The sequence below is a fragment of the Fundicoccus sp. Sow4_H7 genome (genome assembly GCF_052115865.1).
GTDB lineage: Bacteria > Bacillota > Bacilli > Lactobacillales > Aerococcaceae > Fundicoccus_A.
Genome location: NZ_JBQKME010000009.1, coordinates 1 through 13,304, shown reverse-complemented (window position 1 = coordinate 13,304; position 13,304 = coordinate 1). Strand labels below are relative to the sequence as shown.

The following is a 13,304-nucleotide window of genomic DNA, read 5'->3' as shown; positions in this document are numbered from 1 at the left end:
GTTATTCGTTTTCTTTTAATCCTTTTGATGCAGACAATATCACCCGTTCAGACAAAATTTCACTCGTAATCGATCCAATCCCACCTGGAACAGGATTAATATAACTCACCAAAGGCTCAACCTCATCAAAATGCACATCACCATATACTTTTCCATCTTCTTCATAGCTAGTCCCCACATCAACAACCACAGCCCCTTCTTTAATATGGTCCTTAGTAATCAACCATTTCTTACCGGTAGCTGTAATAACAATATCAGCTTTTTGTGTATAGCTTTTAGTATCCTTGGTATCAATATGACACACAGTAACCGTTGCTCCTTCATCAACTAACAGCATCGATAAAGGACGACCCACAACTAAACTATGCCCAACCACCACCACATCTTTCCCTTTAACATCAATCTCATAATGCTTCAACATCCGCATCACCGAAACAGGCGTAATCGGAATAAAGTCATTAATTTTGGGATCAAAGGCTTTACCAATATTAAAGGGACTCATCCCATCGACATCTTTTTCAAGATCAATCATCTGACTAATTTTTTCATAAGAAAGATGGTCCGGCAAAGGCCGCAAAACCAAAATGCCATGAATATTCGGATCTTTATTTAAATCCTCAAAAGCCTTCAAAAACGCATCTTCAGAAGTATCTTGTGGATAGACAAAAGACTCGCATTCAATCCGATTTCGTTCCGCTTTTCTAATCGCCGAATTTTGATAGCCCACAGAAGCCGGGTCCTCGCCAATGCGCACAAAGGCCATCTTAGGCTGAATCCCTTTTTCAAGCAACACTTCCACCCGCTCCAAATTCCGGACATGAATTTTCTGAGCAATTTCCTTCCCATTCATGATAATACTCACCCATGATCACCCCATCAAATTTATTATGTCAGAATACACTTCCTCCGCCATCTGAATGCCAACTTCAAATAAATATCGCCCTTCATCCTCCAGTTGTTTCCGCAAACCTTCTTCCTTAATGGACTTCGTATTGACCAACACATTCATGTAAGCACCTTTTAAAGAAGACAAAGAAATAATGACCCCAGTCCCGACATCACTAACAATCATTTTATTCGCCAGCGGCTTAGCCAATTGATGCAATTGAATCGCCTCAACATTTAGCCGCATCATCTCCATCGGCACTTCAGCTGCAAATGCCAAGCCCTTTTGAATTTTTTCAGCACGTGTCAAATCCGACTTAGGCAACTTATAAGCCTGAGAGAGAGGAAGAAAAGCATCCGCATCTTTTTGAACCATCGCAAAAAGCGCCTGCCGCAACGATTCCATTTCCGTCACTAAATTTTCAATCACCGAAACATCCTCGCCCTTGGCTGTCTTCAGCGAAACCCGCAAAGCCATTTGCGACAAAGCCACCCCAACAGCACCAACATAAGCCGATCCGCCTCCTCCGCCAGGAGCAGCCGCATCTGAAGCCAGCGCCTCTAAAAATTCTTGCTTATCCATCCAACACACCCTCTTCCTCAAATAAATATCTCATAAATGAACCAGCCCATTTTCAGAGACAATTGCATCCATTTTAATATCATGTGGTTCAACTGGCAAGCTTTCCTGAATTAATAACTGCCGACAAACCGCTAATCGCTTCATATCCGTTCTTAATAAATAGCGGTCATAAAAACCGCCACCATAGCCTAAACGATAACCATCACTTGAAACAACAATATTAGGAATAATTCCTAAATCAATCTCTTGCGGATCCACCAAGCGACTACCTTCTTTAGGTTCTTTGATCCCAAATGAACTTAACTCAAAATCATCCAGCGACTCAATCACAAAGGCTTCCATTTTCCCCTTTGAAATCACCTTCGGCACACAAACAATTTTTCCTTCTGCCATTGCCGCTTCTAAAATTGGAGCAGTATTGACTTCCCCTTCCATACTTACAAAACAAAAGATCACTTTTGCCGCTTTAAACCACTCACTATTAATAACATTTTCTGCAATGCTAGTATCCGAGGCTAAAACATAATCTTTATCTAAGCCTACTCGTAATTCCAACATCTCTTGGCGCAGCTGCTTCTTAATCTCTTTCATTAGAATAACCCCGTAATAACGCCATCATCACTAATGTCGATTCCTTCAGACGATGGGACTTTCGGTAAACCTGGCATAGTCATCATATCACCCGTTAACACCACAATAAAACCAGCACCGGCCGATAGTTTAACATCACGGATATTTATTTCAAAATCAACCGGTCTTCCTAATTTCTTTGGATCGTCGGAGAAGGAATATTGTGTTTTCGCCATGCAGACGGGCAGATGGCCGTAACCATTTTTTTCGATGCGACGAATTTCACGCTCAGCAGCTAGTTGGTAAGTCACATGACTTCCACCGTAAATTTTGGTTACGATAGCAGCAATTTTCTCTTGAACACTCGTCTCATCTTCATAAACAAAAGCACCATTCGAAGGCTGGTCAGCAATCGCGACAACTTTTTCCGCTAAATCAATCGCCCCTGCGCCACCTTGAGCCCAAACATCCGATATCGAAGCTTCAACACCTAAAGCCTGACAAGCTTCGATAACCAAATCAAGTTCGGCCGGCGTATCGGTCGGAAATTTATTAATAGCCACAACCACTGGCAATTGGTATACCTGACGAATATTTTCCAGATGCTTCACCAAATTCGGCATACCTCTTTCCAAAGCAGCCAAATCCTCATCTTTTAAGTCCGTCTTCTTCAAACCGCCATGCATCTTCAACGCACGAACCGTCGCCACCAGCACAACCGCATCCGGTTTACGCCCCAATTCACGACCTTTAATATCAATAAATTTCTCTGCCCCTAAGTCTGCCCCAAAACCCGCTTCAGTCACCGTGTAGTCTCCTAATTTTAAAGCTGTTTCTGTCGCAATCACAGAATTACATCCATGAGCAATATTAGCAAAAGGGCCGCCATGAATAAAGACAGGATTATGCTCAAGTGTCTGTACTAAATTCGGTTTAATCGCATCTTTCAACAAAGCTGCCATGGCACCTTGCGCTTTCAAGTCACCAGCCGTCACGGGTTCAGATTGAACATTATAACCGACAACAATTCGCGCAAGACGATTTTTTAAATCACTAATGTCCTTAGCTAAACATAAAATCGCCATCACTTCCGAAGCCACTGTAATTTCATAACTGTCCTCACGCGGCACACCATTCGTTTTGCCACCTAAACCATCGACGATATTACGCAGCTGACGATCATTCATATCCACAACACGCTTCCAAACAATCCGTCGACTATCAATATTCAATTCATTCCCATGATGAATATGGTTATCAATTAAAGCCGCCAACAAATTATTCGCCGCCCCAATGGCATGAAAATCTCCCGTAAAATGCAAATTAATATCTTCCATCGGAACAACCTGCGAATATCCACCACCCGCAGCGCCACCTTTCATACCAAAAACCGGTCCTAATGAAGGTTCTCGCAAAGCAATCACCGCTTTTTTTCCAATCCGAATCAAACCGTCGCCTAAACCAATCGAGGTTGTCGTCTTCCCTTCACCTGCAGGCGTCGGACTAATGGCCGTCACCAAAATCAGCTTGCCGTCAGCTGGCTTATCTTTTAAACGGTTGATATTTAATTTCGCTTTAAACTTCCCATACAGCTCAAAATCATCTTGTTCTAAACCTAATTGAGCGATAATTTCTCTAATCGGCTTTAATTCAGTTTGTTGAGCAATTTGGGCATCCGTCAAGAATTCCACCATATCCTATCTCCTTTTTTAAATAAATATCCCTATAATGCTTACATTATTTTCATATTTAGTATAGCATAATAGAAGGCTATCTAGATATAAGTTTAATCGAGTAGTAAACTAACCATTAATTGACTAGTCGACCTTAAACCCTCCTAATCAATACCTTCCATGACATGTTCCCAATCATCACCATAGTCATAATTATACTTTAGGGTATGAAACTGTTTGAACACTTCTTCTAAAGAAACAATGTACTCATATTTAACGTCAAAGATACCGTGATCTACAAAATCCAAAAAATCGGGGATCTTCATCCATCACAATATAAAGACCTTTAGACCCTTCTTTTTCTGCAACAAAAACATGCAAATGATAACCTCGCCAAACATCATAACCCGGTAAATCAAGCTTTATCTATAACTGATACATTTCAACATCTAAACTTTCTTTAATAGCACCGGATGAAACCAAACGCTGTTTCATCCGGTCTGCTGGTAAATCAATGTCACGGTTACCATAATCTTGTACATCTCTGTTCGCCAAGAGACTTAAATAAGGTTGATGGACAGTCTCTTTAGCTAAATATTCATCAAAAGCGTAAACCATCTGGACATAATTATTCGTTCTTGCTACTAAAGATCGATTTGCAGTTTTAGCATAATAAATATCCCCTGCCTCATTCACATAATTATTAATGACATCTTTGCTAACGCCTTCTATGCGTAATGCTTCAGTAATCGCTTCAATAATTAATTCATTTAGCTTAGCAAAAACTTTCTTAAGCACACCATAAATAACGACTCCAAAGCTAGGTGCGTATCAGACGGGGCTAATCCACTATCTTTTATACCTAATTTATCACGGAGCGCCTTTGTACATTGGATTAACATAAGCTTTCCTCTCAACAATAAATAAATTTTCTTCAGATCCTTACTAGTAAATCTATTATACCTTAACATCATTGAGTTTCCAGATTTACCTGAATGTATGACATAAGTTTATAGCAAAAAACTACCTAACTAGCATCTTTACTAGTTAGGCAGTTCCCATCTCAAAAACCAGCGATATTTACATTAAGAATTCTTCATCCAAAGCATAAAATATTCTGGCTCGCCGTTAACTTCATCAAAGCCTTTTGTTTGAATCTCAAAACCTTCCCGCTTATAAAATCGCCATGCTCGCCAATTTCTTTGATAAACAGTTAGAGCAAGTGTTTCACGATTTATTTTTACATGATCCAATAATTGCTTCCCAATTCCTTTTGATTGAAAGGCTTCTTTAACAAACAATCCTTCAACAAAATCGTTGCGTATACCAATAAAACCCACAATTTTATCATCTTCTTCATAAACCCAAACGTCTGATTCTAACAGCGCTGGTTCTAATTCTTCCAACTGCTCATACCAATATTCAGCTTCTACAAAGTCATGGGCAGAGATATTTATTTTGAGCCAGATTTGTTTGACTTGAGCAATATCGGATGGTTGTAGTTTTCTGATCATATATAACTCCTTTCAAGTTTATCTTTATCATTATATCGCAACCTTGTAGAGGGAAAAGTTTGCATAATTTTTGCTTTCTTTGCATTGCAACGATTTCTTTTATGGAACCTTTCTTCATCTTCATTATACAGCAAAAAAACGCTATCCCCTAACAGGTCAAATCCAATATATAGCTTATGAGAGTTCTCTGTATTTATAAAATAAATAATTCCTTTTTCTTCTTTGATTTCAGTAAAGAAGCCGTGTGGAATATTGTAATTATTGAGTGCTTCTTCAAGATTATGTATTCAAGATTCTAGCTTATCTTCATCGAATAAAAGCATAATCACTTTCCATACATCTGTTTCAATTTCTATTAAATTATTTTCAATATAGCTAACATCAATTGTTGCTTCATTAAAAGTTATCAAGTCAATAATTTGATCTAAATAATCCTTTTCCGCCCAATAGGCTAGGCCTTTTATTCGATCAATAATAATATCATTGACATTGACAAAGCTAACTGTATATCCATCCATTGTTTGTACCGCCAATGTTTCCTTACTCTGTCCTTCAAATATACTATCGCCTACTTTTTCAATAAGTACTCCTATATCGTCCAAAACCCATGTTCGATTACCAATTTTATTAAAGCCCAATTGCTTAAAAATGATTTGTTTTTCTTCGTTATTATCAATGTTTTCTATGATTAAATCAATATCTTGCGTTGTATAATTGCTTGCCGTATAAAATTGGACAGATAAAACACCTGTTACGATTACTTCGGCAAGTAATTCTAACGCTAAAGCTTGACTCACTATCTCTACGATGCGCATCCCTTTTCAAGTAAGTTCTGCCTCTCTTCCGATGCGTTTTGATGCACATATTGTTTTCTAATCAAGTCAAGTTGGGCCTTGAGCTCTGAAAGCTTACTCATTTTCGAATTCTCTTTTCTATAAAATTATGATTTATAACGTGACTCTCCTCATTCCCATTATGATGTAAAATGAAAAAATAAGTCAATTCAAAAAACAGCTAACCTGCTGAGAATAGCGGGTTAGCTGTTTTTGGGTTGGTTATAGTTTTTAGGGATTACTTCAATCCAACCTTAATCCTCCAGATACGTTGTGAAATAATATCCGTTATAAACGTTCATCGAACGAACTAATGCTAACACCATATCTTTGTGGAGGTGTTAAATTCCCTTGATCATTTAATATTGGACCATTTATAACCGCCTCACCCTTATGTAGATTTTTAAGTTGATTCTCCACATCTTGTGAACTAGAACCAGATGATGACATCATCTTAGTAATGTTTTTAACTTGTGAATCTGGTGGAAGGAAGTGTACTTGTTGTGCGGCATTGTAAATTGCTTCGCTGTCAGATCCTCTCACAGAATCTAAGGATTGGGTTGCGAAAATACCTGAAAGACCGAATTTACGCCCTTCCCTTAGAATCTTAACTGCTGGTGAATTGGCGTTAAAATTCAAGTTTTGAATTTCATCCAATACAATCGGTAAAGGTTTTGATTCATTTCCTGCAATTGTCGCATATTGTACCAAATCCCATAACATAAACTCAATCATAACTTGTTGAATTTGTCTTTGATAACCTTTTAGTTGGAATATATGAACTTCTCCATTATTGTTATAAATGTCACTCCAACTAAAATCATTATTATAAGCAAATGGATCTCTGTCTAAGAGAGTGCTGATTCTACCATATAAATTACGTTTAGCACTATCGTCACTATTTTTTAAATCTTCTCTTAAGTATGAAAATGTATAAAATGATTGATTCTGTTCGTACCCTGCTTTTATCGTCTCCGTTAACAACGTCCGTTGCTGTATTCCCAAATCAAACACATAATCAATTATTTGAACAACTCTTTCAACCATATCCAAAACTGTTTCATCAATTTCAAATCCACCTAAATCAATTTTTTGAATTTTAAATGGATTTAACGGCATTAATTCTTGGTAAATAATTTTATGTTTTAATTTTTCCCCTAAATTCCTTTGCAAAGCATCATCTAATTGAGTTGGTAAAAAACCATCCGTATAATCTACTACTAAAACATTTAAATCATTTTTAGAAAATTCATATAAAAGTGTCTGAATAAAATAAGTTTTTCCTTGTCCGGATTTACCCGTAACTAACATATGTCGATTCGAAAGCTGTTTGTGTCCATACTCCCAGAACACTTCATAATTTGATCCTAAAACTTTTCCAATTAATAATCGTTTATCAGAAAGTTTTACTTTAGGAGTATCAATCGGCCAGTCTGATCTTTTTTTCTCTAGAACATTATCCAACTCTTCTTCATGTCTAACAAAATCAAAATCAGAATCTTCATCAATTACGTTTTTTTCGTCTTGTTGTTCTGCAACAAAAGTAGGTGTATCTCTGTTCTCTGTTGGATAAATTAGCTCATCTTCTATATGCATGTCTAATTTAACTACATTCGCCTTAGATGAAATTGATATTGAATCCTTATTACGATTATCAAACTGATTATCATTAGAACTCTCTTTTTTATTAATTAATAATGTCTCAGGAGCAAAATCAAATTTACCTTGTGATATTCCATTTATAAGCTCACGTGTATTATGTGAAACAACATTATAGGCATCTGATTCTGGTACTTTAATTAAGGATATATCATCCTCAATTAATCGCTGAATTATCCGTGCATTTTGCTCTGTCGTAAATTCAAAAATAAAACCTTTGCCATAATAGGATAGCATTTCATTTGATAACTCAAAATTTCCAATATTTAATTGATCAATAATTTCTTCTAAATTAGGAATCTCATCAACTATGTAAATATCACTAATAATCATCTTTTTCAGATTGCTTATCATTAGCGAAATGAAAAAGTTTAAATAGTATTTTCGCATAAAGGAGTCTTCATTTATCTCACTTAAAAAGCTCTGTAGTATTGAATAAGTATTTTCAACTTGCTTGATGGCTTTTTTTCTAATTGAGGTGTCATTTATTCCAATTTTAACTTCAACAGGTAAAAAATGAAGTTTAATCTTACTGCCACTTACGTCCATTCCCATCATCAGTAAATCATCATTAGTGGCACCAGAATGACCTAAATTAGCTGCACTAAACAAACCTTGTGATTTACTTAAGCCAACCATTCCTGAAACACGTAAAATCTCTTCCATAGAAATAGGTACCCAATAAATATCAGGATGTTTTAAAATACCTAATAATTCTTTGTAAGCTGAGATTATACTAAGCTTTTCACGAAATACATGTCGATTACCACGTTGCTTTTGTTTGTTTGAAATTAATTTCAGCAACCATTGTCCATTAATCGCATTAAAATTCTTTATGATTTCCTCCGTATTAATTTCGTTAACTGCACTATATTCTCCTAAGTGAATATTTAATAAATACTCATATTGAGTTACATCATTAGTAACAGTTACCGACTCATACTGATTAGAGGCATTTTGATCCGAATAATGAATGACAATTAAGTCTAAGTTATCATCATCATAAAAATACGATAAATCAACATCTAAGTTTAAAAGCGTCACCCAACCACTCGAATCAAACATCGGTTTCAATTCTGCTTGATTAATTTTTGGAACATAATTCACTAAAGTAAAATCTTCTTGATAAATATCAGTTACATTATTTGTTTTAGCAATAAAACTATTCCACATAGATGTAAATTGTATCAATTCAGATTCATCACTAACATCAGTTGATCTTCCTAATCCAAATCCGTTGATATATTGGTTATTTTCTAAGTAAAATTGACTGTTATTTAATAGACCATTCAAGCTATAGTTTTTACTTAGGTTATTCATATTATAATCATTTATCTTGTCTTTTTGAGAGAACTGATAAAAAGTAATATGGAAAAATAAGTCTTCTCTTTGTTCAGAGTCTTTTTCAGGCAATTTATAAATACTAATTTTATGTTGTAGCATTTCAATGACTTCATAGTCTTCATAATCTTTATAATGTCGTTTTAAGATAGTATTTTTCAATAAGTTATTTAATTCTTCCATATTGCTGAGATTATATAATTGTCTGAAAAGAGAATTTATTGAATAACCTATCTTATTTACATACAGATTAATTGGATTAATATCCTTAATATCTTTTACATCCTTCAATCTGCCTACCATAAAGTTGATAATCGCATCAAAGAAGTTCTTTTCATCTAGGATATCTATTGCTGCTATATTCAGTACCATTTCAGAGTTAGTAGAGAACATAAATTGATATTGATTTAAATAGTCATCTATCCGTTGAGTAATAATATTTGAAGACAAATCTGATAATTGACGATCAGATATTTTATTATAAAACATCCATCTAGGGTAATTTCTAGTATAGGTTGCTTGGTAATGTTGATTATTTACTTTAACATAGGGCAATAGATTTTCAGCATTTAAAGTTGACAAAATAGCATCTCTAGGTACTTCTTGACTATTTCCTAAAGCTTCATTCAGTTCCAATTGATAAGCAATCTGCAAAGGATTTAACGGATTTACTCTGATAACATCCCCATCCATTACTACTCCAATTCTTGCAATATCTCTAATACTGGTGTCTATGGATTTTTGATTAACTAAAGACTGATCCAACTCATCTCTAATTGATGACAAAACATTTTGCAATAATTCAAGATGTATCTCATTTGGAACGGCTAGAGAGAGCGTGGTTTCTTCTTTCTTATAGTAATCAAATAACTTTTTGTAGGCATCGTTAACACTTTTAGGAAGTCTCAATTCAATAGCTTGATAATTTTGGCCTAGCATTTCCCCAGATAAAGATTGGCTCTCAATAATTATTAGTTCAAGATCTAAATATTCTTGATATAACTTCTCTACTGAAATATTTCTTGATCCTGTATATATTTTATGATCTTGATAGATAAACTGACTGTCCTTTATTCCTAAACGCATCCGTTCAACTGTAATAGCTGGTGAGGGTATTGGTTTATAAATAACGTCCATTAATTCAAATGGGAAAAAGTACTCCCCAATTTTCGCCTCAAAACGCAAATCTTCTATAACCTCTCCTGAAAACGAATCTGATAAGATAATTGTTGAATCCGATATATCTTCATTTTGAAGTTCATTATTATTTGAAATTTGTATTTCTTTTTCTCCATCACCAAATTGATATCTCGAATTTGAATCTGCTACTCCAAAATAATATTTTCGATTCTTTCTACTCCCAAGAATGTTAATTTGAAAGTTTGGTCTTAATTTCTTAATAATATTTAACGAGAAAGGCAGGACCATAAATGAAATAATAAATTTTAGATTTCCTTTACCATAATGAGTATATTGAATTTTTCCACCATATGTTTGAGAGGGCATTAAGTTTTTTAAATGAATAACTAATTTTTTGTTTTGAGTCAATATTTCATAATCATCATGAGTAACTCCAAAAGATCTATTCACATAACTAAGATTTCTATTAATATCACTTTGTCTTAGCCTGTCATCAAACGGAATCTCTAATTTAATCTCATTATTTTTTCCAGTATTAGAGATCACAAAGTGAGCTTTTCTTCTCTGTGCTTTAGTTGTCCCATGTAACCTAAACCATATTTTATCATCTGACTCTTTTATTTTATCGGTGTCAATCTCAATATCTCGAATATTATTCTGATCAAAATCGTTTTTCGCTTTATTTACTCTATTAAACTCTACCAACTTCCAATCGTCTTCTTTTGCTAAATCTCTTATAACTTCATTTCCTTGAAAAGCCTCACTTAATCGGTCTCTTACATCGGAGAATTGATGAATTGTTTCTACATTTTCAAACAATTTTTTGTTTTGTTGAATACGATCTTTTATTGTTCTATCGTCGTCATAGGTATTTATTTGGTTGTCAGGAAAATATCCCATTGTATTAAAATCATCATCAGAAACATGCTTTGCTTCTAGAATATTAAATAAGGTTTCAAAATCTTTTAACACAGTCATAGGCTGATTGGTAACTTCTTTTAAATATGACTCTAATATTAACTTATGACCCCGACTTAATTCAGCTTTACTAATTTCTTTTAATACAGCATCCTCTATCTTTTTCGAATTAAATGGTGCGTCTTTCTGACTCACATCATATGCTCCACCAACAATTGAATCTAATGCGTTATGAACCATAAAAAAGACTGCCGTATTCTTCCATTCACCTTGATTAGCATTAACTCGATTACGGACAGTAACTAAAAAATCTGCTGTCACATTATTAATTGGAGCAACAAATAAAATTTTTACACCATTACTTTGATAACCAACAGTTTCAAAATCAAATTCAGAACTCTTAAAATTAATTTTACCTTCAAAATCATAATTACGTATAGTTTGGTAAAAATTACTAGTATCTTCTGCGTTATCTAATAAAACAAAGTACTTGCTACCACTATTTAAACTATTTTGATTCGATAACCACGTAATAAGAGTATTGGTTAGGAACTCATAGTATTGATTTAACATATTGTGCATCTCCACTATCTGATAATTTTTCTAAAATATTAACTTTTTCAAAATAGGCCACTATTTCTCTCCTAGACATTGAATCGAAGTACAATCCTCTTTTTTCTAATGCAATAAAGAAATCTCTGATTAACATTTTCTCTTGTGCCCCTACAATAACGGATACAAATAATAAAATGAGTTCGGGAGAAGCATTCAAGATATAACCTAATTGTCCTCTTGAGCGAATAAATCCTAATTTCGAAAACTCTTTAAACGATACAGCATATCTGGACTGAATTTCCTTATTTAAACTTTTTTTCAATAATCGCTTTAGTTGTTGAATTTGTTTCTCTAAATCTACAAATGAATCAAATTCTTCTTTTTTTACTTGTGCGAATTGCTGATTAAATTTAAAAATCTTAGGCAGTAAAATATCTGATAATTCCTTCTCATTCATTAAACGATCTAAACTGTAAACTTCTTCATGTCCTATTAGAACATTTAAATAGTCAACCACATTAACATTGACTAAAAAATCTTTAGATTTATCAAGCAATAATCGATAACCTATTCGATAGGCATTACGTCCTTTAGACACACGCTCGTTCTCAAATGTGTACCACATTTCAAATGGTTTATTATTTGACATATCTATTTGAAAAGCCTGTTGAACAATATAATAGAACATATAATATGCAACTAACAAAGCAATATTTGACATAAAAATGCTTTCGTTTTTCATTAAAGTATTCAAATCTTCATTGAATAACTGTGAAATTTCATCTTGATTAAAATATTGAAACTCTTCACGTCTACTTCTATCTTTACTCAATTCAGGTAAATTTTGTGATACAATTTGATCATAAAGTGTGATTGTTTCATGTTTATTTGAAATAAATTGCTTCCAGCCTTGATTCTGATCAATACGGAAAAGTCCATTTAAATATTTTGCTAAAATAATTTTCCCGTTTGTCTCTTTCTCATTTTCAGAATGTTGTATAGGATAGTATTTTAATAATTCAGGCACATTAATTTCAGAAAAATTGAATGAAAAGAGTGTTTCTACTTCTGTTTGTTGAATATCACCATTAGTTGTAATATTTGTGTTAATTCGTTCGATATATTTTTCTTCAATATCCTCTAAATCATTTGAAAAACCTAAAGTCAAACGTACCATTATACCTACAATGTCCATAAATGGATCATTAAATTTAACCCTTTCAGGATTCCTAGTATGAAAGGGAAACAAACGTCCTCTCATGTGCTGAGCTGCATAGTGTTTTCCAGTATCCAATTTAACTAGTTTGATAAGCTTATTAACTGTATCCATCTATTATTCCTTCCAATTCAATTCTACTTGACCGTAGTTATCAATTAATTCATATAAACGATTTGTATCTAAATTAAATAAATAATTGTGATCTAACAACTCTTGCGCGTATAGATATTCCTTTACAAATCGATCAAATTGTACGGCATTTTGATAATCTTCTTCTTTTAAAAAATAACCTTTATCTACTTTTGTGAATGCTAAGCTGTACTAGACAGAAAATGCTAAGTAGGATTGGACACTTACGCTATCAACAAAACACCGCTTATATTACAATATTGATAATAGTATTGTAAAAGGTGG

At 34.0% G+C, this 13,304-nt stretch carries 10 protein-coding genes; all 10 read right to left on the bottom strand.

The annotated features are described in order from the left end of the window. Nucleotide 1: 1 nt before the first annotated feature. Entirely contained in the window at nt 2-850 is an 849-nt protein-coding gene (locus tag ACTQ54_RS09100) for a bifunctional 5,10-methylenetetrahydrofolate dehydrogenase/5,10-methenyltetrahydrofolate cyclohydrolase (protein ID WP_441756153.1), read from the bottom strand. Between the two features lie 18 nt (nt 851-868). Further along, a complete protein-coding gene (locus tag ACTQ54_RS09095) occupies nt 869-1,468 on the bottom strand; it encodes a cyclodeaminase/cyclohydrolase family protein (RefSeq protein WP_441756151.1) in 600 nt (199 codons plus the stop codon). Nucleotides 1,469-1,498: 30 nt separating this feature from the next. Next, nucleotides 1,499-2,059 carry a 5-formyltetrahydrofolate cyclo-ligase gene (locus ACTQ54_RS09090; RefSeq protein ID WP_441756149.1) on the bottom strand — a complete coding sequence of 187 codons (561 nt, stop codon included), beginning with the start codon at nt 2,057-2,059 and terminating at the stop codon, nt 1,499-1,501. Then, nucleotides 2,059-3,732 carry a formate--tetrahydrofolate ligase gene (locus ACTQ54_RS09085; protein ID WP_441756148.1) on the bottom strand — a complete coding sequence of 558 codons (1,674 nt, stop codon included), beginning with the start codon at nt 3,730-3,732 and terminating at the stop codon, nt 2,059-2,061. The genes ACTQ54_RS09090 and ACTQ54_RS09085 overlap by 1 nt, the downstream gene beginning before the upstream one ends. A 143-nt stretch (nt 3,733-3,875) precedes the next feature. Continuing rightward, nucleotides 3,876-4,019 carry a hypothetical protein gene (locus ACTQ54_RS09080; protein ID WP_441756146.1) on the bottom strand — a complete coding sequence of 48 codons (144 nt, stop codon included), beginning with the start codon at nt 4,017-4,019 and terminating at the stop codon, nt 3,876-3,878. 118 nt (nt 4,020-4,137) lie between these two features. After that, the gene (locus tag ACTQ54_RS09075; RefSeq protein WP_441756301.1) at nt 4,138-4,518 is read right to left on the bottom strand and encodes a DUF6933 domain-containing protein; all 381 of its coding nucleotides are present in this window, start codon (nt 4,516-4,518) and stop codon (nt 4,138-4,140) included. A 278-nt stretch (nt 4,519-4,796) separates the two neighbouring features. Then, nucleotides 4,797-5,225 (bottom strand): GNAT family N-acetyltransferase, encoded by a 429-nt coding sequence (locus ACTQ54_RS09070; RefSeq protein ID WP_441756145.1) that lies wholly within the window; start codon nt 5,223-5,225, stop codon nt 4,797-4,799. Between the two features lie 287 nt (nt 5,226-5,512). Beyond that, a complete protein-coding gene (locus ACTQ54_RS09065) occupies nt 5,513-6,022 on the bottom strand; it encodes a hypothetical protein (RefSeq protein ID WP_441756144.1) in 510 nt (169 codons plus the stop codon). 324 nt (nt 6,023-6,346) lie between these two features. Then, nucleotides 6,347-11,689: a helicase HerA domain-containing protein gene (locus ACTQ54_RS09060; protein ID WP_441756142.1), complete on the bottom strand. Its 5,343-nt coding sequence runs from the start codon at nt 11,687-11,689 to the stop codon at nt 6,347-6,349. Then, complete coding sequence (gene dptG, locus ACTQ54_RS09055; protein ID WP_441756140.1) at nt 11,670-13,001, bottom strand: DNA phosphorothioation-dependent restriction protein DptG; 1,332 nt, start codon at nt 12,999-13,001, stop codon at nt 11,670-11,672. Before dptG ends, ACTQ54_RS09060 begins: the two co-directional genes overlap by 20 nt. Between the last annotated feature and the right edge of the window lie 303 nt (nt 13,002-13,304).

Bases quoted from the DNA above. Each gene is read 5' to 3' on its own strand.
- ACTQ54_RS09100 (WP_441756153.1), bottom strand. From the start codon at position 850: ATGAATGGGAAGGAAATTGCTCAGAAAATTCATGTCCGGAATTTGGAG.
- ACTQ54_RS09095 (WP_441756151.1), bottom strand. From the start codon at position 1,468: ATGGATAAGCAAGAATTTTTAGAGGCGCTGGCTTCAGATGCGGCTGCT.
- ACTQ54_RS09090 (WP_441756149.1), bottom strand. From the start codon at position 2,059: ATGAAAGAGATTAAGAAGCAGCTGCGCCAAGAGATGTTGGAATTACGA.
- ACTQ54_RS09085 (WP_441756148.1), bottom strand. From the start codon at position 3,732: ATGGTGGAATTCTTGACGGATGCCCAAATTGCTCAACAAACTGAATTA.
- ACTQ54_RS09070 (WP_441756145.1), bottom strand. From the start codon at position 5,225: ATGATCAGAAAACTACAACCATCCGATATTGCTCAAGTCAAACAAATC.
- ACTQ54_RS09060 (WP_441756142.1), bottom strand. From the start codon at position 11,689: ATGTTAAATCAATACTATGAGTTCCTAACCAATACTCTTATTACGTGG.
- dptG (WP_441756140.1), bottom strand. From the start codon at position 13,001: ATGGATACAGTTAATAAGCTTATCAAACTAGTTAAATTGGATACTGGA.